Genomic DNA, 20,097 nt, shown 5'->3' on the forward strand with positions numbered 1-20,097 from the left:
GCTACAAATATAGTCTACAGGCGCTGTTTAAACTGGTAGTAGCGACCCTGTTTTGCCAGCAGCTCTGCGTGACTACCTTGCTCAATTATGTGTCCGTTGTCCATCACAATTATCTGATCGAAATTCACCAGCCCGCGCAGACGGTGCGTGACCATCAGTACGGTTTTACCTTTCATCACATTCGCCAGTAAATCAAGGATTTGACTCTCAGTCGTGGCATCCAGTCCTTCTGTCGGTTCATCCAGCAACATCAGCGGCGCATCGTGCAGCAGCGCACGCGCAATGGCCAGACGACGCAGTTCGCCGCCGGAAAGCTGTCGACCCCCTTCACCCAGCCAGCTGTTTAACCCGTCGTCCTCAAGCAGCTTGTGCAGCCCAACCTGCTCCAGCATTGCCCGCAGCGTATCGTCGGAGGCGTCTGGTGCCGCCAGAAGAAGATTATCGCGCAGCGTAGCGCTGAACAGATGCACCCGCTGGGGCACGACGCTGACCGTTTTACGCAAGGCCGCTTCGCTAAAACCAGACAGCGGAACGTCGTTAAACCGAATCTCGCCCTGCTGTGGGTCCCACGCGCGCGTGAGAAGTTGCAGAAGTGTCGATTTTCCACATCCCGTACGGCCAAGGATCGCAATGCGCTGCCCGGCATCAACAGAAAGGGTGATGTCTTCCAGCGCGTTTTGCGCCGGCTTGTCGTAGGCGAAAGTGACATTGCTGAGCATCAGCGCGACCTGCTCCGGCACAGCGGTTTGACCCGCGCTGAACTTCACTTCCGGCTCCTGCTCGGCAATATCCGTAATGCGCAGCGCAGAGGCAATCACCTGGCCGAGATGCTGAAAGGCGCCCGTAACCGGGGCTAAGGCTTCAAAGGCTGCCAGGGCACAGAAAACAAACAGCGCAATTAGCGGGCCAGGCTGCGCGTTATCGCCCACGCCACCGGAGGCCATCCAGAGCATGGCGATTACGGCAATCCCACCAATTAACATCATCAGCGCCTGGGAGAAAGCGGTCAGTTCAGACTGGCGACGCTGGGCTTCATGCCAGTTCAGCTCCGTATTTTCCATGCGGGCGCGGTAGCGCTTGCTGGCGCCAAAAAGGGTAAGCTCGGCCTGTCCCTGCAACCAGGCGGTGAGCTGCTGGCGATATTCTCCGCGCAGGCGCGTCAGGTTTTCCCCGGTGGTTTTACCTGCACGATAAAACAGGGGCGGCAGAATAATCAGCGTCATCAGCATGATGCCGCCGAGCGTCAGTGCGATGGGAACATCCAGGAAACTCAACCCCAGCGTCACCACGACAATCACCACAAACGCGCCCACCATGGGTGAAATGACGCGCAAATAGAGGTGATCCAGCGTATCCACATCCGCGACCACGCGGTTGAGTAATTCGCCCTGTCGAAAACGTGCCAGCCCGGCAGGGGAGAGGGGCAGCAGTTTGCTGAACGTATAAATACGCAGGTGTTGCAGCACGCGGAAGGTCGCGTCGTGGCTGACCAGACGCTCGAAGTAGCGCCCGGCAGTTCGCGTAATCGCCGTGCCGCGCACCCCGGCGGCAGGCAGCATGTAGTTAAAGCTGTACAGTCCGGCAAAGCCTGCGGCCGCAGACGCGGAGAGGAACCAGCCGGAAAGCGTAAGCAGGCCGATGCTGGCGAGCAGCGTGACGATCGCCAGCACGATCCCGAGCGTCAGCATCCATTTGTGGCGTTTATACAGTGCAAGATACGGAAGCAGGGCGCGCATCAGATATCCTCCTGACGGTTCGCCAGCAGGGTCGCAAACGGCCCCTGCGCGGCAACAAGCGCGGCGTAATCGCCTTGCTCAACAATGTGTCCGTTTTCCATCACCCAGATCTGATCCCAGTCGGCAATACCTTCCAGCTGGTGAGTCACCATCAGGGTGGTTTGCTGGCGTGAGGCTGCGTTAAGCGCATCCATCACGCGCTGCTCGCTATGAGCGTCCAGGCTGGCGGCGGGTTCGTCCAGCAGCATTAGCGAAGAGGGGTTCAGCAGCGCACGGGCAACCGCGACGCGCTGTGCCTGGCCTACTGACAGCCCGGCAGACTGATCGCCAATGACGGTATCGATACCCTGCGCAAGCAGCGGCAGAAACTCGCTGACCCAGGCGCGGTCGAGGACCGATTGCAGTTCATCGTCACGCGCATCCGGGCGTGCCAGCAGCACATTCTCGCGAAGCGTCGGAGCTGGCAGCTGCGGGTTTTGCCCCACCCAGCTTAGCTGTTTACGCCAGGCATCAGGATCGAGCTCGCGCAGCTCCGTTTTGTTGATACGCAGCGATCCGGTGTACGCCATAAAACCTGAAAGCGCATTCAACAATGAGCTTTTACCTGAGCCGCTGGTACCCACCAGCACCACACGTTGCCCGGCAGGCAGGGTAAAGTTCAGCGGACCGGCCAGTACTTTGCCTTCAGGCGACAGAACAGAAAAATCCTGTGCTTCAATGGTCACCGGATCGTTCGTATTCAGCGTTACCTCACCACGCTCCGGATGCGCCAGCGGCGTTTCCATGAAGGTTTTCAGGCTGTCGGCAGCACCCACCGCCTGCGCTTTGGCATGGTAAAAGGTGCCGAGATCGCGAAGCGGCTGGAAAAATTCCGGGGCCAGGATCAGCGCCAGGAACCCAGCGGAAAGCGTAACCGCCGTACCGTAGTGACCAAAGTCCAGCGCGCCGAGGTAGGAGAAACCAAAGTAAACCGCCACCAGCGCAATCGACAGGGAGGTGAAAAATTCAAGTACGCCAGAAGAGAGAAAGGCCATGCGCAACACTTCCATGGTGCGCTGACGAAAATCCTGCGACGCCAGGCGAATGTTTTCGGTTTCCGCTTCACCACGACCAAAGATCCGCAGGGTTTCCATGCCGCGCAGCCGGTCCAGGAAATGGCCGCTTAACCGACCCAGCGCCAGGAAGTTGCGGCGGTTAGCATCAGCCGCGCCCATGCCGACCATCGCCATAAACAGCGGGATCAGCGGGGCGGTCCCCAGCAGGATCAGCGCCGCCACCCAGTTAACCGGGAAGATGGCGATAACAATCATCAGAGGCACAAACACCGCCAGCGCCATCTGCGGAAGATAACGCGCGTAGTAATCGTGCATATCGTCGATTTGCTCAAGGATCAGCGTCGCCCAGCTACCGGCCGGCTTGCCCTGGATCCACGCAGGCCCGGCTTCTGAAAGCCGATCGAGCACCTTGCGGCGGATCTCATAGCGGATGTGCTGCCCGGCATGGAACCCAACCCGCTCGCGCAGCCAGACCACCCACGCACGCAGAACGAAAACCAGCGCCAGAACGATAAACGGCAACAGCAGCGCTTCGCGCGGGATGTTCTCCATGATCATATGGTTGAGAATGCGGGCCAGCAGCCATGCCTGGGCAACAATCAACAGACCGCTGATAAATCCCAGAACGCGGGAAATCATAAGCCAGCGGCGGGACAGAACGCTTTGCTGTTTCAGCCAGCGGGTTAACTCTTGTTGACGGGTTTTTTCCATTGCGTACTTTGCAGGTGACGTTATAAGAAATTAGACATCTGCATGTTACACGTGAGCAAAAATAAAGGCGACCAGTGGCCGCCTTTATTTACGTTTGTTACTGACTTGTAAAGATTATTTACCTTGTTCAGCCAGCCCGTCCAGATAGCGTTCTGCGTCCAGCGCGGCCATACAGCCGGTGCCCGCAGAGGTGATCGCCTGACGATAAATATGGTCCATCACGTCACCAGCTGCGAAGACACCCGGAACGCTGGTCTGGGTGGCGTTGCCGTGAATGCCAGACTGCACTTTAATGTAGCCGTTCTCCAGCTCCAGCTGGCCTTCAAAGATAGCCGTGTTCGGGCTGTGACCGATTGCCACAAACAGGCCTGCCACTTCCAGCGTTTCGACGTTATCGGTGTTCTGGGTATCACGGATATGCAGCCCCGCGACGCCCATCTGATCGCCAGTTACTTCTTCCAGCGTACGGTTGGTATGCAGCACAATGTTACCGCTCGCCACTTTGTCCATCAGGCGTTTGATCAGGATCTTCTCCGCGCGGAAGGTGTCGCGACGGTGGATCAGGTGTACTTCTGAGGCAATATTTGCCAGATACAGCGCTTCTTCCACAGCGGTGTTGCCGCCGCCGATCACCGCAACTTTCTGGTTGCGATAGAAGAAACCGTCGCAGGTCGCGCAGGCTGACACGCCGCGGCCTTTGAACGCTTCTTCAGACGGCAGACCGAGATAGCGGGCAGAGGCGCCGGTGGCGATGATCAGCGCATCGCAGGTGTATTCGCCGCTGTCACCCGTCAGGCGGAATGGACGGTTCTGCAAATCCACTTTATTGATGTGGTCGAACAGGATTTCGGTTTCGAATTTGGCGGCATGCTCGTGCATGCGCTCCATCAGCAGCGGCCCGGTCAGGTCGTTCGGGTCGCCCGGCCAGTTTTCCACTTCCGTGGTGGTGGTCAACTGACCGCCTTTTTCCATCCCGGTGATCAGTACCGGTTGCAGGTTAGCGCGTGCAGCATAGACCGCTGCGGTATAACCCGCAGGTCCAGATCCAAGGATTAGCAGCTTACTGTGTTTGGTCGTGCCCATGAGATCCCCATTGTTGTTGGCAGGCAATGGGCTGGATTGTAGGGAATTTGTTGCCGTAAAAAAAGAGCACGGCAGTTTTGCTTCCGATATATGCAATAGACGCGCCCTATGGGTCAGAGGCGGTCACATCACGTCTGCTACTGAAAACAGCGCGTTTATAAGGCAATAAAATGAGGATTAATACCCCTCCGTAATGAATATCCGGCATCTTGTACTAAAAATCGATGTTTTGCTTTGACAATCCCCTGCGCTTTTGCGAAAACATTCAAGGAAGAAAAAAAGACGCACGAACTGCATGCCGCATAGACATGCACGGAAATGCCATTTTTACCGGGTCAGTGAAATCTACGCATGGTGTGGACAGACGCCATACGTGATGTCTGTGACTGCTTTCGGGCAACGGTCTTCTTACCGCAGAACCCGAATCCACATCGCGTCTAATACATAACCAGGCGATGTGATGAATAACGGGTACAGGCTCTGAACAGTGATGTGCACAGGGTCCAGGCAGGAGTAGGGAAGGAATACAGAGAGACAATAATAATGGTAGATAGCAAGAAGCGCCCTGGCAAAGATCTCGACCGTATCGATCGTAACATTCTTAATGAATTGCAAAAGGATGGGCGTATTTCCAACGTCGAGCTTTCAAAACGTGTGGGACTTTCCCCGACGCCGTGCCTTGAGCGTGTGCGCCGACTGGAAAGACAGGGTTTTATTCAGGGCTATACGGCTCTGCTGAACCCGCATTATCTGGATGCCTCACTTCTGGTATTTGTTGAGATTACTCTGAATCGTGGTGCACCAGATGTGTTTGAGCAATTTAACGCCGCTGTACAAAAACTTGAAGAAATTCAAGAGTGTCATCTGGTTTCCGGTGATTTTGACTACCTGTTAAAAACCCGTGTGCCTGATATGTCCGCCTACCGTAAGCTGCTGGGGGAAACCCTGCTGCGTCTGCCAGGCGTGAACGACACCCGTACTTATGTGGTGATGGAAGAGGTCAAACAGAGCAATCGTCTGGTTATTAAGACGCGCTAACACGGAACAGGTGCAAAATCAGTGTAGTTTGATTACACTCCTGTTAATCCATACAGCAACAGTGCCGGGGAGTCCCGGCGCTGTTGTCCGTTTTAGCACACAGGCAGGACATGCCTGATACCTGGAGAGCCTTTCTTGAGCCAGGAATACACTGAAGACAAAGAAGTCACATTATCTAAGCTAAGCAGCGGACGTCGTCTCCTTGAGGCGTTACTGATTGTTATTGCCCTTTTTGCCGTCTGGCTGATGGCTGCCTTACTCAGTTTCAACCCCTCAGATCCCAGCTGGTCGCAAACCGCATGGCATGAGCCTATCCATAATTTGGGTGGCGTTCCCGGCGCCTGGCTTGCGGACACGCTCTTCTTCATTTTCGGTGTGATGGCCTATACCCTTCCCGTCATCATTATTGGCGGATGCTGGTTTGCCTGGCGTCATCGACAGAACGACGACTACATCGATTATTTTGCCGTTTCGCTGCGCCTGATTGGCGCCCTGGCGCTGATCCTCACCTCCTGCGGACTGGCGGCGATCAATGCCGATGACATCTGGTATTTCGCCTCCGGCGGTGTGATTGGCAGCCTGTTGAGCTCCGCGCTGCAACCGATGCTTCACAGCAGCGGCGGCACGCTGGCGCTGCTCTGCATCTGGGCGGCGGGCCTGACGCTGTTTACCGGCTGGTCCTGGGTGAGCATTGCCGAAAAAATCGGCAGCTTTATTCTGACTCTGCTGACGTTTGCCAGCAATCGTACCCGTCGTGATGATACGTGGGTCGATGAAGACGAATATGAAGATGAATACGAAGAGGAAGACGAGGCACCTGTGCAGCGTCGTGAATCCCGCCGTGCCCGTATTCTGCGCGGTGCTCTGGCACGCCGCCAGCGCGTTGCTGAAAAATTCGCTAACCCGTTAGGCCGTAAAACGGATGCCGCGCTTTTCTCCGGCAAACGTATGGATGAAGACGAGCAGATTGAGTATCGCGGTGCGGCCGTCGATCCTGATGATGTGTTGTTCTCTGGTCATCGAGCTACGCCGGGTGAGTATGACGAATACGATCCGCTGTTGCATGGTCATTCCGTGACTGAACCGGTAGCCGCTGCTGCCGCCGCAACGACGGCTGCGCAGGCCCATGTTGCGCCTGTTGAAGCCGTGATGCCGTCCTCGCCTGTTCCGGCACCGGAGTCCGCGATCCAGCAACCGCAGGTGGACTGGCAGGCTGCGCCAGGCGTCCATACGCCTGAACCGACCATTGCGCCGGAGCCTGAAAGCTATATTCCTGTGCAGCAGGAACAGTGTCAGCAATCGTATCAGCCGTCTGAGCCTGCCAGCGAGCCGCAACAGCCGTATCAGGCTTATACGCCCGAACCCGCTGTGCCTGAACAGCCATATGTTGCGCCGGTGTCTGAACCCGAAGTGGTGGAGGAAGCGAAGCCATCACGTCCGCCATTGTACTATTTTGAAGAAGTGGAAGAGCGCCGTGCCCGTGAGCGCGAGCAGCTTGCCGCCTGGTATCAGCCCGTGCCCGAGCCGGTACAGGAGCCTGTTGCAAAAGCGCCTCCTGTAAGCGTTCCACCTGTAGATCCTACGCCAGCCGTTGCGTCGGGTGCTGAAGCCGTGAAGCAGGCAACGGCAGCCGCTGCCGCGTCCGCTCCGCTATTCAGCCCGGCAACCGACAGCGCCCCGCGCCCTCAGGTTAAAGAGGGCATTGGTCCACAGCTGCCGCGCCCTAACCGCGTGCGCGTGCCGACTCGCCGGGAGCTGGCCTCTTATGGCATTAAACTGCCTTCCCAGCGTATGGCGGAAGAGAAAGCGCGTGGTTCTGACTACGAAGATGATGCCGACGAACTGCATCAGGACGAGCTGGCGCGTCAGTTTGCCGCCCAGCAGAATCAGCGCTACGGCGACGAGTATCAGCACGACGTGCCTTCACACCAGGAGGATGATGATGCGGCTGAAGCGGAGCTGGCGCGCCAGTTTGCCGCTACGCAGCAGCAGCGTTATTCCGGTGAGCAGCCTTCGGGGGCAAACCCGTTCTCGCTGTCGGATTTCGAATTCTCACCAATGAAAGATCTGGTGGATGATGGCCCAAGCGAACCGCTGTTCACGCCGAGCGTGATGCCAGAAGCGGAACCGGTGCGTCAGTCGCCTCCGCCACAGGTTTACGCGCAGCCGCAACAACCGGCGCCACAGGCGTATGCTCAGCCGCAGACGCCTGCCCAACCGCCGCAGCCGCAGTTCCAGCAGCCAGCACCACAGCCGCAGGAAAGCCTGATTCACCCGCTGCTGATGCGTAACGGAGACAGCCGTCCGCTGCAACGACCAAGTACGCCGCTGCCGTCGCTGGATCTGTTAACGCCGCCGCCAGCGGAAGTCGAGCCGGTGGATACCTTTGCCCTTGAACAGATGGCCCGTCTGGTGGAAGCGCGTCTGGCTGACTTCCGTATTAAAGCGGACGTGGTGAACTACTCACCTGGCCCGGTGATCACCCGTTTCGAACTGAATCTGGCGCCAGGCGTAAAAGCGGCACGTATTTCTAACCTGTCCCGTGACCTGGCGCGTTCTCTGTCGACCGTGGCGGTACGCGTGGTGGAGGTGATCCCAGGTAAGCCTTACGTTGGCCTTGAGCTGCCAAACAAGAAACGCCAGACCGTTTATCTGCGTGAAGTTCTGGATAACACCAAATTCCGCGACAACCCGTCCCCGCTGACCGTGGTGCTGGGTAAAGATATCGCCGGCGATCCGGTGGTTGCCGATCTCGCGAAGATGCCGCATCTGCTGGTTGCGGGTACCACCGGCTCCGGTAAATCAGTCGGGGTGAACGCCATGATCCTCAGTATGCTCTACAAAGCGCAGCCTGAAGATGTGCGTTTCATCATGATCGACCCGAAAATGCTTGAACTGTCCGTCTACGAAGGCATTCCGCACCTGTTAACGGAAGTGGTGACCGACATGAAGGACGCCGCCAACGCATTGCGCTGGAGCGTCAATGAAATGGAGCGTCGCTACAAGCTGATGTCGGCGCTGGGCGTGCGTAACCTGGCCGGTTATAACGAGAAAATCGCCGAGGCGGCGCGTATGGGCCGTCCGATTCCGGACCCATACTGGAAGCCGGGTGACAGCATGGATGCCCAGCATCCGGTGCTGGAAAAACTGCCTTACATCGTGGTGCTGGTGGATGAATTTGCCGACCTGATGATGACCGTTGGTAAGAAAGTGGAAGAGCTGATTGCGCGTCTGGCACAGAAAGCGCGTGCGGCGGGCATCCACCTGGTACTGGCAACGCAGCGTCCGTCCGTAGACGTTATCACCGGTCTTATTAAGGCAAACATCCCGACCCGTATCGCGTTTACCGTGTCGAGTAAAATTGACTCGCGTACTATCCTTGACCAGGGCGGTGCAGAGTCGCTGCTGGGAATGGGTGATATGCTCTATTCCGGCCCGAACTCCACCTCGCCGGTGCGTGTCCACGGTGCGTTTGTTCGCGACCAGGAAGTGCATGCGGTGGTACAGGACTGGAAAGCGCGCGGGCGGCCGCAATACGTTGACGGCATCACCTCCGACAGTGAAAGCGAAGGTGGCGGCGGTGGTTTTGACGGCGGCGAAGAACTGGATCCGTTATTTGACCAGGCGGTTAATTTCGTCACCGAAAAACGTAAGGCGTCTATCTCCGGCGTCCAGCGCCAGTTCCGTATCGGCTACAACCGCGCGGCGCGTATTATCGAGCAGATGGAAGCCCAGGGTATTGTGAGCGAACAGGGGCATAACGGTAACCGAGAGGTGCTGGCACCACCGCCTTTTGATTAACCTTCAGCGATTGCAAAGAAGGGTAAATCAGCAAAAATTAAGCATATTCTTCTGTCGCCTGCCTTCGGGCAGGTCCAGAATAGAAACGGAACCCCCATATCGGGAAGACGTATTTTAAGGAATAACAATGAAAAAAATCGCCATCGCCTGTGCATTACTCTCCAGTTTTGTTGCCAGCAGCGTCTGGGCTGATGCAGCCAGCGACCTTAAAAGCCGACTGGATAAAGTGAGCAGCTTCCACGCCAGCTTCACGCAAAAAGTGACTGACGGCAGCGGCAACGCGGTGCAGGAAGGTCAGGGGGATTTGTGGGTGAAACGCCCGAATCTCTTCAACTGGCACATGACCCAGCCTGATGAAAGCGTGCTGGTGTCCGACGGGAAAACCTTGTGGTTCTACAACCCGTTTGTTGAGCAGGCGACCGCCACCTGGCTGAAAGACGCGACCAGCAATACGCCGTTTATGCTCATTGCCCGTAACCAGTCCAGCGACTGGCAGCAGTACAACATCAAACAAAACGGTGATGAGTTCGTCCTGACGCCAAAAGGCAGCAACGGTAATCTGAAGCAGTTCACGATTAACGTGAGCAGCAACGGTACCATCAATCAGTTCGGCGCGGTTGAGCAGGACGATCAGCGCAGTAGCTATCAGCTTAAGTCTCAGCAAAACGGCGCTGTAGATGCTTCGAAATTCACCTTTACCCCGCCGCAGGGCGTAACGGTGGATGACCAACGTAATAAGTAAGAGGCATGAGTGAGCAACCTGTCGCTCGATTTTTCAGATAATGCGTTTCAACCTCTGGCCGCCCGTATGCGGCCAGAAAATTTAGCGCAGTACATCGGCCAGCAACACCTGCTGGCTGCGGGGAAACCCTTGCCGCGCGCTATTGAGGCGGGGCATCTGCACTCCATGATCCTCTGGGGGCCACCCGGCACCGGCAAAACCACCCTCGCTGAAGTGATCGCCCGCTATGCTAACGCGGACGTTGAGCGCATCTCGGCGGTTACCTCCGGCGTGAAGGAGATCCGCGAGGCGATCGAGCGCGCACGGCAAAACCGTAATGCCGGGCGCCGCACCATTCTGTTTGTTGATGAAGTCCACCGTTTCAACAAGAGCCAGCAGGATGCGTTTCTGCCGCACATTGAAGACGGCACGATTTTCTTCATCGGCGCAACCACGGAAAACCCGTCGTTTGAACTCAACTCCGCGCTGCTTTCCCGCGCCCGCGTTTACCTGCTTAAATCCCTGACCACAGAGGATATCGTAAAGGTTCTGACCCAGGCGATGGAGGACAAAGCGCGGGGTTACGGCGGACAGGATATCGTTCTGCCGGACGAGACGCGTCGTGCGATCGCTGAACTGGTCAACGGCGATGCGCGTCGGGCACTGAATACGCTGGAAATGATGGCCGATATGGCCGAAGTGGACGATGCGGGCAAGCGCGTATTGAAGCCTGAACTGCTCACCGAAATTGCCGGTGAACGCAGTGCGCGCTTCGATAATAAAGGCGACCGTTTCTACGACCTTATCTCTGCGTTACATAAATCCGTGCGCGGCAGCGCGCCGGATGCGGCACTCTACTGGTATGCGCGTATCATTACCGCCGGTGGCGATCCGTTATATGTCGCGCGTCGCTGCCTGGCCATTGCGTCAGAAGATGTCGGTAATGCCGATCCACGCGCCATGCAGGTCGCTATTTCCGCCTGGGACTGCTTTACCCGCGTCGGACCCGCGGAAGGTGAGCGTGCCATTGCGCAGGCAATTGTCTATCTGGCCTGCGCGCCGAAAAGCAATGCAGTGTATACCGCCTTTAAAGCGGCGATGTCGGATGCACGTGAACGTCCGGATTACGACGTTCCGGTACACCTTCGCAATGCCCCTACAAAGCTGATGAAAGAAATGGGTTACGGGCAGGAGTATCGCTACGCCCATGATGAACCCAATGCCTACGCCGCCGGGGAGGAGTATTTCCCGCAGGAGATGGCACAAACCCGCTATTATCACCCTACAAACAGAGGTCTTGAGGGTAAGATTGGCGAAAAGCTCGCCTGGCTTGCCGGACAGGATCAAAATAGCCCTATAAAACGCTACCGTTAGTTCAATCGTTGCGGTAATGTTGGCAATATATCTCTGTGGCCGCAGGCTGTGGTCACTTTTTCCTTTTTTAATTCGATAAGCACAGGATAAGCATGCTCGATCCCAATCTGCTGCGTAATGAGCCAGACGCAGTCGCTGAAAAACTGGCACGCCGGGGCTTTAAGCTGGATGTAGATAAGCTGCGCGCTCTTGAAGAGCGTCGTAAAGTTTTGCAGGTACAAACTGAAAATCTGCAAGCAGAGCGTAATTCTCGATCGAAATCCATTGGCCAGGCGAAAGCGCGCGGGGAAGATATTGAGCCATTACGCCTGGAAGTGAACAAACTGGGTGAAGAGCTGGATCAGGCGAAAGCTGAACTGGACGTTCTTCAGGCTGAAATTCGCGATATTGCTCTGGCGATCCCGAACATTCCTGACGACAGCGTGCCTGTCGGCAAAGACGAAAACGACAACGTTGAAGTGAAACGCTGGGGTACGCCTCGCGAGTTTGACTTCGAAGTGCGCGATCACGTGACGCTGGGCGAAATGCACGCGGGCCTGGACTTTGCGGCAGCGGTTAAGCTGACCGGTTCTCGCTTCGTGGTAATGAAAGGGCAAATTGCTCACCTGCACCGCGCGCTGGCGCAGTTCATGCTGGATCTGCACACCGAGCAGCACGGCTACAGCGAAACCTACGTTCCGTATCTGGTTAACCACGATACGCTGTACGGTACAGGCCAGCTGCCGAAATTTGCCGGCGATCTGTTCCATACCCGTCCGCTGGACGAGGAAGCTGACAGCAGCAACTACGCGCTGATCCCAACTGCGGAAGTGCCGCTGACCAACCTCGTGCGTGATGAGATCATCGACGAAGACGATCTGCCAATCAAACTGACTGCGCACTCTCCATGTTTCCGTTCTGAAGCCGGTTCTTACGGTCGCGATACGCGCGGTCTGATCCGTATGCACCAGTTCGATAAAGTTGAGATGGTGCAGATCGTTCGTCCGGAAGAGTCTATGGACGCGCTGGAAGAGATGACCGGCCACGCGGAAAAAGTGCTGGAGCTGCTGGGTCTACCATACCGTCGTATGGCGCTGTGCACCGGCGACATGGGCTTCGGTGCCTGCAAAACCTTCGACCTTGAAGTCTGGGTGCCTGCGCAGAACACCTACCGTGAAATCTCCTCCTGCTCCAACGTCTGGGATTTCCAGGCGCGTCGTATGCAGGCGCGTTGCCGCAGCAAATCTGACAAGAAAACCCGTCTGGTTCATACCCTGAACGGTTCTGGTCTGGCAGTAGGCCGTACGCTGGTTGCTGTGCTGGAAAACTACCAGCAGGCTGACGGGCGCATTGAGATCCCTGAAGTGCTGCGCCCTTACATGAAAGGCCAGCAGTTCATCGGATAATTATTTGCTCTAAGACAAAAAAGCGCCTCAGGGCGCTTTTTTTATGCCTCTGATTTGATACGAAGCAATAACCCCTCCCTCTAAAGTAGTAATACTCCTCCGAACGAAAGTCAGCATAAAACACCAATAACGTTGTAATTCGTTATAAATAAAACTACATAGCGGTTTGCGCCGCCTCTCTTTTCTTTGTGAGCAACCAAAGTGAGTCTTTATGAAAAACAAAGCGCCTGAAGCGTTAATGGCTGCCGAGGTCACTCGCCGTGGGTTGATGAAAACCACGGCAATAGGTGGTCTGGCGGTTGCCAGCAGCGCCTTTACGCTCCCCTTTACCCGACTGGCGTCGGCGGCGGAGGCTCTGTCTCCCGCTTCAGCCCCGGAAAAAGTGGTGTGGAGTGCCTGTACCGTTAACTGCGGTAGCCGCTGCCCACTGCGTATGCACGTGGTGGACGGTGAAATCAAATATGTCGAAACCGACAATACCGGCGATGATAACTACGAAGGGTTACATCAGGTTCGTGCCTGTCTGCGTGGTCGCTCAATGCGCCGTCGCGTATATAACCCGGATCGTCTGAAATACCCAATGAAGCGCGTCGGTAAGCGTGGGGAAGGGAAGTTCGAGCGCATTAGCTGGGACGAAGCCTACGATATTATCGCGACCAACATGCAGCGCCTGATCAAAGAGTACGGCAACGAATCTATCTACCTCAACTACGGCACCGGGACGCTTGGCGGCACCATGACCCGTTCCTGGCCGCCGGGTAAAACGCTGGTGGCGCGCCTGATGAACTGCTGCGGCGGCTATCTCAATCATTACGGCGACTACTCTTCCGCACAGATTGCCGCGGGCCTGAACTATACCTACGGCGGCTGGGCAGACGGCAACAGCCCGTCGGATATCGAGAACAGTAAACTGGTGGTGTTGTTCGGCAACAACCCAGGCGAAACGCGCATGAGCGGCGGCGGGGTAACCTATTACCTTGAGCAGGCGCGCGCCAAATCCAACGCACGAATGATCATCGTCGATCCGCGCTACACCGATACCGGCGCAGGGCGTGAAGACGAGTGGATCCCCATCCGCCCTGGTACCGACGCGGCGCTGGTCAATGCGCTGGCGTATGTGATGATTACTGAAAACCTCGTCGACCAGCCGTTCCTGGATAAATACTGCGTCGGTTACGACGAGAAGACGCTGCCAGCCAGCGCACCGGCTAACGGGCACTATAAAGCCTATATTCTTGGCCAGGGCAGCGACGGCGTGGCGAAAACCCCGGAGTGGGCATCCACTATCACCGGCATTCCTGTCGAACGTATTGTTCAGCTGGCACGTGAAATTGGTTCAACCAAACCGGCTTATATCAGCCAGGGCTGGGGACCTCAGCGCCACGCGAATGGCGAAATTGCCACCCGCGCTATTTCTATGCTCTCGATTCTGACTGGCAACGTCGGTATTCACGGCGGTAATAGCGGGGCGCGTGAAGGCTCGTATGAAGTACCGTTTGAACGTATGCCAACGCTGGATAACCCGGTTCAGACCAGCATCTCCATGTTTATGTGGACAGACGCGATCGAGCGCGGCCCGGAAATGACCGCGCTGCGCGACGGTGTTCGGGGCAAAGATAAGCTGGACGTGCCGATCAAAATGATCTGGAACTATGCCGGTAACTGCCTGATCAACCAGCACTCAGAGATCAACCGCACCCATGAAATTTTGCAGGACGATAAGAAGTGCGAAATGATTGTGGTGATCGACTGCCACATGACCTCATCGGCAAAGTATGCCGATATTCTGCTTCCAGACTGCACCGCGTCTGAGCAGATGGATTTCGCGCTGGATGCCTCCTGCGGCAACATGTCCTATGTGATCTTCACTGACCAGGCCATCAAACCGCGCTTCGAGTGCAAAACCATCTATGAGATGACTTCCGAGCTGGCGAAACGTCTTGGCGTTGAGCAGCAGTTCACTGAAGGACGTACTCAGGAAGGGTGGATGCGCCATCTGCACGAGCTTTCCCGCAAAGCCATTCCTGACCTGCCGGACTTCGATACCTTCCGCAAGCAGGGCATGTACAAGCAGCGCGATCCGGAAGGGCATCACGTGGCGTATAAAGCCTTCCGCGACGATCCGCAGGCCAATCCGCTGACCACGCCGTCGGGCAAAATCGAGATCTACTCCGAAGAGCTGGCAAAAATTGCCGCAACGTGGGAATTGCCGGAAGGGGACGTTATCGATCCGCTGCCGATTTATACGCCAGGCTTCGAAAACTACAACGATCCGCTGACGGAGAAATTCCCGCTTCAGTTGACCGGTTTCCACTACAAAGCGCGTGTTCACTCCACCTACGGCAACGTTGACGTACTGAAAGCGGCCTGCCGACAGGAGATGTGGATCAACCCGATGGATGCGAAAGCCCGCGGCATCAGTAATGGCGATCGCGTACGTATCTTCAACGGACGTGGCGAAGTGCATATCGAAGCTAAAGTGACTCCGCGTATGATGCCTGGCGTTGTCGCGCTGGGGGAAGGGGCCTGGTATAACCCGGATGCGAACCGTATCGATCAGGCGGGCTGCATCAACGTTCTCACTACGCAGCGTCCATCGCCGCTGGCGAAGGGCAACCCATCCCACACAAACCTCGTTCAGGTTGAAAAGGCGTAAGGAGTAACCGATGACAACCCAGTATGGATTTTTTATTGATTCCAGCCGCTGCACCGGGTGCAAAACCTGCGAGCTGGCCTGCAAGGATTACAAAGATCTGACCCCGGACGTTAGCTTCCGTCGTATTTATGAATACGCGGGCGGCGACTGGCAGGAGGATAACGGCGTCTGGCATCAGAATGTCTTCGCCTATTACCTGTCGATTGCCTGCAACCACTGCGAAGATCCGGCCTGCACCAAGGTCTGCCCGAGCGGGGCAATGCACAAGCGTGACGACGGTTTTGTGGTGGTGGACGAGGATGTCTGCATCGGCTGTCGCTACTGCCACATGGCCTGCCCGTACGGCGCGCCGCAGTACAATGCCGCCAAAGGCCACATGACCAAGTGCGACGGCTGCCACAGCCGGGTGGCGGACGGCAAAAAGCCCATCTGCGTCGAATCCTGCCCGCTGCGCGCGCTGGACTTTGGCCCGATTGAGGAGCTGCGCAAAAAACACGGCCAGCTTGCTGCCGTCGCGCCGCTGCCGTCTGCGCACTTCACAAAGCCGAGTATTGTGATTAAACCTAACGCCAACAGCCGTCCGACGGGGGACACCACCGGCTACCTGGCAAACCCGAAGGAGGTGTGAGATGGGAAGTGGATGGCATGAATGGCCGCTGATGATCTTCACGGTCTTTGGGCAGTGCGTGGCGGGCGGGTTTATCGTTCTTGCGCTGGCGCTGTTAAAAGGGAACCTCAATACTGAACAGCAGCAGCGTTTAGTGTTAAGCATGTTTGGCCTGTGGGTGTTGATGGGCATTGGGTTTATCGCCTCTACGCTGCACCTGGGCTCACCGATGCGCGCGTTTAACTCCCTGAACCGCGTAGGTGCCTCTTCGCTGAGTAACGAGATTGCCAGCGGTGCAATCTTCTTTGCCGTTGGCGGGCTGGGGTGGTTACTGGCAGCGGTGAAAAAGCTGCCGTCAGGGTTACGCGCGTTGTGGCTCATCGTCACCATGGTACTGGGCGTTGTCTTCGTCTGGATGATGGTCAGGGTGTACAACACCATTGATACGGTTCCAACCTGGTACAGCGTCTGGACGCCGATGAGCTTCTTCCTGACCATGTTTATTGGCGGGCCGCTGCTGGGTTATCTGCTGCTGCGCGTGGCTGGCATTAATGGTTGGGCGATGCGCCTGCTGCCCGCGGTCTCGCTGTTGGCGCTGGTAATCAGTACCGTTGTCGCGCTCATGCAAGGAGCGGAGCTGGCGACCATTCACAGCTCTATCCAGCAGGCTTCGGCGCTGGTGCCGGATTACGGTTCGCTGATGGCCTGGCGTGTGGTGCTGCTGACGGCGGCGCTGGTGTGCTGGATTGCCCCTCAGCTTAAAGGTTACTCGCCTGCGCTGCCGTTACTGTCCCTGGCCTTTGTACTGGTGCTGGCAGGGGAGTTAATTGGTCGCGGCGTATTTTACGGTCTGCATATGACGGTCGGTCTGGCTATCGCCAGCTAATTTTAGATTTTGTTGTAAAAAGCCGGGACATAGCGCCCGGCTTTTCTTTTTTCATTCATGAAATTTTTCGACTGATGTTTCGTTGTAAAAATTCCCGGAAATAAATAAAAACAAATAGATAATTAATATCAGTAGCAGGCTTTGCATTAGCAGGATGAGTTTTTTAAATCGACAAGGCGCATAACGTGCGTGACGCCTGAATCGGTGGATTGACTTTGTTTTTGCCAGTGGCATGATGCGCACGAAATCTGAACTTCCTCACGGTTTTTAATCCATGACCACCTATACCCGCCCGGTGCTTTTGTTGCTCTGTGGCCTGCTTTTGCTGACCCTGGCGATCGCGGTGTTAAACACACTCGTCCCGCTATGGCTCGCCCATGAAAACTTACCGACCTGGCAGGTGGGTATGGTTAGCTCGTCCTTTTTTACGGGCAATCTGCTGGGCACCTTATTAACGGGCAGCCTTATTAAGCGCTTTGGTTTTAACCGCAGTTATTATCTGGCGTCGCTGATCTTTGCCGTCGGCTGCGCCGGTTTAGGCCTTATGGTCGGCTTCTGGAGCTGGATGGTCTGGCGCTTTATTGCGGGCGTCGGCTGCGCCATGATCTGGGTGGTCGTTGAAAGTGCGCTGATGTGCAGCGGCACGTCCCGTAATCGCGGGCGTCTGCTGGCGGCCTATATGATGGTTTACTATGTCGGTACCGTTCTGGGACAGCTGATGGTCAGCAAACTGCCAACCGACCTGATGAGCGTGCTGCCGTGGGTGACGGGCATGGTGCTGGCGGCGATCCTGCCGCTGCTCTTTACCCGTATTGTGAATCAAAACAGCGAACATCAGGAAGCCACCCACGTCTGGCCGATGCTGAGACTGCGCCAGGCGCGTCTGGGGGTTAACGGCTGCATTATTTCCGGGATTGTGCTGGGCTCGCTCTATGGCCTGATGCCGCTCTATCTTAACCATCAGGGCGTCAGTGATTCCGGGATCGGTTTCTGGATGGCGGTGATGGTCAGCGCGGGGATTGTCGGCCAGTGGCCGATTGGCCGCCTGGCGGACCGCTTTGGTCGTCTGCTGGTGCTGCGCGTTCAGGTCTTCGTGGTCATCATGGGCTGTCTCGCCATGCTCAGCAACGCCGCGATGGCGCCCGCGCTGTTCATTCTGGGGGCTGCGGGCTTTACGCTCTATCCGGTCGCGATGGCGTGGGCCTGTGAGAAAGTTGAGCATCACCAGCTGGTGGCGATGAACCAGGCTTTGTTGCTGAGTTACACCATCGGCAGTTTACTGGGGCCGACTTTTACCGCTATGCTCATGCAAAATTATTCTGATAATCTGCTGTTTATCATGATCGCCAGCGTGTCGTTTATTTATCTGCTAATGCTGCTGCGCAAAGTGGGCGAACATCCAACGCCAGTGGCCCATGCCTGATTTATTAAAAGCCTGTCGATGACAGGCTTTTTTGTCCCTGTCACATATAAGACTTTTACTGATTGTGAGTTTTTACTGCCTGGCGATAATTCCAATGAGTTCTCCCACTAAAAGGCAGCCATCATGTCTACTCGTCGTTTTTCCACTACCGCACTTGCCGTAGTGTTGGCTTTAACGTTTGCAACGGCTCCGGCCATGGCTAATCCTGGAAACGGGAATGGCGGTGGTCACGGAAACGGTGGCGGACAAGGTAATAGCGGCAATCATGGTAACGGGAACTCTGGTAACCATGGTAATAAGCACAATAACGGTCAGGATAACCCTGGGAAATCGGATAAGAGCTTTAAAAACAGCAAAGATGTCGGTAATGATGTGGATGCTCGCGTAAGCTTCGATCATGCCCGCCATCTGGCCCTGAATTACGGCTTAACGGGCTACGACTCTCTGCCTCCGGGTATTGCGAAAAACCTGGCGCGCGGTAAGCCACTGCCTCCGGGCATTGCGAAGAAAACCGTGCCAGCCGATATGCTGGGTCAGCTTCCTTCCTATCCGGGCTATGAATGGCGCGTGGTAGGTGACGACCTGGTCTTAATTGCGCTGAGTACAGCGATTGTGACTTCCGTTATTAACGGCGTCTTTAAATAGAATATAAAAAGGCCCGATTTTCACCGGGCCTTTTCGTTAATACATGACCTTGTGGCCATACTGCTCAAGAATACCTTTGACGCGCTCCATCGTCTCTTTTTTTGGCGGCTTCACGCCATCGAGCTTGTACTCTTCACCCATCGCCACCCATTTATGTTTACCCAGCTCGTGATAGGGCAGGAGTTCGATTTTCTCCACGTTACCCATATCCCGGGTAAATTCACCCAGACGATGTGCAGAGTCATCATCATCTGACCAGCCCGGCACCACCACGTAGCGGATCCAGGTCTTGACGCCTTTGTTGGCAATGTATTTGGCAAATTCCAGGGTACGGTGGTTCGAGACGCCAACCAGATTCTGGTGGATCTCATCGTTCATCTGCTTGAGATCGAGCATGACCAGATCGGTCACTTCAAGCAGTTCATCAATAACCGGATCGTAACGGCGCACAAAGCCGTTGGTGTCGAGGCAGGTATGAATGCCTTCTTTGTGGCAGGCGCGGAACCAGTCGCGCACAAATTCAGCCTGAAGAATGGCTTCACCGCCGGATGCCGTCACGCCACCGCCGGACGCGTTCATGAAGTGGCGATAGGTCACCACCTCTTTCATCAGATCTTCTACGGTGACTTCTTTGCCGCCATGGGTGTCCCAGGTGTCACGGTTATGGCAGTACAGGCAGCGCATCAGGCAGCCCTGGAAGAAAGTGATAAAGCGGATCCCCGGGCCATCGACGGTGCCACAGGATTCAAAGGAGTGAATACGACCAATAATTGACATTGCGGTGATATCTCCGAATTTGGCCCATCCGGGGGCCTATGTAGATGCACAGCTCAAAGGCTATGTCGAGTCTGTTTTGGCTGTTATCCATTAAGTATAGATAGCGGACAAAAGAGACTGATGAAGCGAGGGTGTTAAAAAGGCCCCACTTGCGTGGAGCCTTTATTGTACGCTTTTTAACGCGTGATTTCAGTCAATT

At 56.0% G+C, this 20,097-nt stretch carries 14 protein-coding genes; 10 read left to right on the forward strand and 4 right to left on the reverse strand.

Going from position 1 to position 20,097, the window contains the following annotated elements; translation table 11 throughout:
* Nucleotides 1-14 precede the first annotated feature (14 nt).
* The 3 genes from cydC to trxB all read right to left on the reverse strand — a co-directional run bounded on the left by cydC (nucleotide 15) and on the right by trxB (nucleotide 4,585).
* Nucleotides 15-1,736: a heme ABC transporter ATP-binding protein/permease CydC gene (gene cydC, locus L384_RS08180; protein WP_023324400.1), complete on the reverse strand. Its 1,722-nt coding sequence runs from the start codon at nucleotides 1,734-1,736 to the stop codon at nucleotides 15-17.
* Entirely contained in the window at nucleotides 1,736-3,502 is a 1,767-nt protein-coding gene (cydD, locus tag L384_RS08175) for a heme ABC transporter permease/ATP-binding protein CydD (protein ID WP_023324401.1), read from the reverse strand. Before cydD ends, cydC begins: the two co-directional genes overlap by 1 nt.
* Nucleotides 3,503-3,616: 114 nt before the next feature.
* Nucleotides 3,617-4,585, reverse strand: coding sequence for a thioredoxin-disulfide reductase (gene trxB, locus L384_RS08170; RefSeq protein ID WP_023324402.1), 969 nt, complete (start codon nucleotides 4,583-4,585; stop codon nucleotides 3,617-3,619).
* A 543-nt stretch (nucleotides 4,586-5,128) separates the two neighbouring features.
* Between trxB and lrp the strand changes: the two genes are divergently transcribed.
* The 10 genes from lrp (at nucleotide 5,129) to L384_RS08120 (ending at nucleotide 19,121) form a co-directional block, all read left to right on the forward strand.
* On the forward strand, nucleotides 5,129-5,623 hold the full coding sequence (gene lrp, locus L384_RS08165) for a leucine-responsive transcriptional regulator Lrp (RefSeq protein WP_000228469.1): 495 nt from the start codon (nucleotides 5,129-5,131) through the stop codon (nucleotides 5,621-5,623).
* A gap of 135 nt (nucleotides 5,624-5,758) precedes the next feature.
* A complete protein-coding gene (locus L384_RS08160) occupies nucleotides 5,759-9,424 on the forward strand; it encodes a DNA translocase FtsK 4TM domain-containing protein (RefSeq protein WP_023324403.1) in 3,666 nt (1,221 codons plus the stop codon).
* Between the two features lie 127 nt (nucleotides 9,425-9,551).
* Nucleotides 9,552-10,166 carry an outer membrane lipoprotein periplasmic chaperone LolA gene (gene lolA, locus L384_RS08155; protein WP_003858270.1) on the forward strand — a complete coding sequence of 205 codons (615 nt, stop codon included), beginning with the start codon at nucleotides 9,552-9,554 and terminating at the stop codon, nucleotides 10,164-10,166.
* 9 nt (nucleotides 10,167-10,175) lie between these two features.
* Nucleotides 10,176-11,519 (forward strand): replication-associated recombination protein RarA, encoded by a 1,344-nt coding sequence (gene rarA / locus L384_RS08150; protein ID WP_023324404.1) that lies wholly within the window; start codon nucleotides 10,176-10,178, stop codon nucleotides 11,517-11,519.
* A gap of 92 nt (nucleotides 11,520-11,611) precedes the next feature.
* The gene (gene serS, locus L384_RS08145; protein ID WP_003858266.1) at nucleotides 11,612-12,904 is read left to right on the forward strand and encodes a serine--tRNA ligase; all 1,293 of its coding nucleotides are present in this window, start codon (nucleotides 11,612-11,614) and stop codon (nucleotides 12,902-12,904) included.
* 211 nt (nucleotides 12,905-13,115) lie between these two features.
* On the forward strand, nucleotides 13,116-15,560 hold the full coding sequence (dmsA, locus tag L384_RS08140) for a dimethylsulfoxide reductase subunit A (RefSeq protein ID WP_023324405.1): 2,445 nt from the start codon (nucleotides 13,116-13,118) through the stop codon (nucleotides 15,558-15,560).
* 10 nt (nucleotides 15,561-15,570) lie between these two features.
* Nucleotides 15,571-16,188: a DMSO/selenate family reductase complex B subunit gene (locus L384_RS08135; protein WP_017384545.1), complete on the forward strand. Its 618-nt coding sequence runs from the start codon at nucleotides 15,571-15,573 to the stop codon at nucleotides 16,186-16,188.
* A 1-nt stretch (nucleotide 16,189) separates the two neighbouring features.
* Entirely contained in the window at nucleotides 16,190-17,053 is an 864-nt protein-coding gene (locus tag L384_RS08130; protein WP_003858256.1) for a dimethyl sulfoxide reductase anchor subunit family protein, read from the forward strand.
* Between the two features lie 274 nt (nucleotides 17,054-17,327).
* The gene (locus tag L384_RS08125; protein ID WP_003858254.1) at nucleotides 17,328-18,476 is read left to right on the forward strand and encodes an MFS transporter; all 1,149 of its coding nucleotides are present in this window, start codon (nucleotides 17,328-17,330) and stop codon (nucleotides 18,474-18,476) included.
* A 123-nt stretch (nucleotides 18,477-18,599) separates the two neighbouring features.
* A complete protein-coding gene (locus L384_RS08120) occupies nucleotides 18,600-19,121 on the forward strand; it encodes an anti-virulence regulator CigR family protein (protein ID WP_022650721.1) in 522 nt (173 codons plus the stop codon).
* Between the two features lie 36 nt (nucleotides 19,122-19,157).
* On the opposite strand, the gene pflA is transcribed toward L384_RS08120, so the two are convergent.
* Nucleotides 19,158-19,898, reverse strand: a complete 741-nt coding sequence (pflA, locus tag L384_RS08115) for a pyruvate formate lyase 1-activating protein (protein WP_003858250.1) — start codon at nucleotides 19,896-19,898, stop codon at nucleotides 19,158-19,160.
* Nucleotides 19,899-20,097: the final 199 nt, after the last annotated feature.

The sequence above is a fragment of the Enterobacter sp. MGH 38 genome, assembly GCF_000492855.1.
In the GTDB taxonomy this organism is placed as follows: domain Bacteria; phylum Pseudomonadota; class Gammaproteobacteria; order Enterobacterales; family Enterobacteriaceae; genus Enterobacter; species Enterobacter hormaechei_C.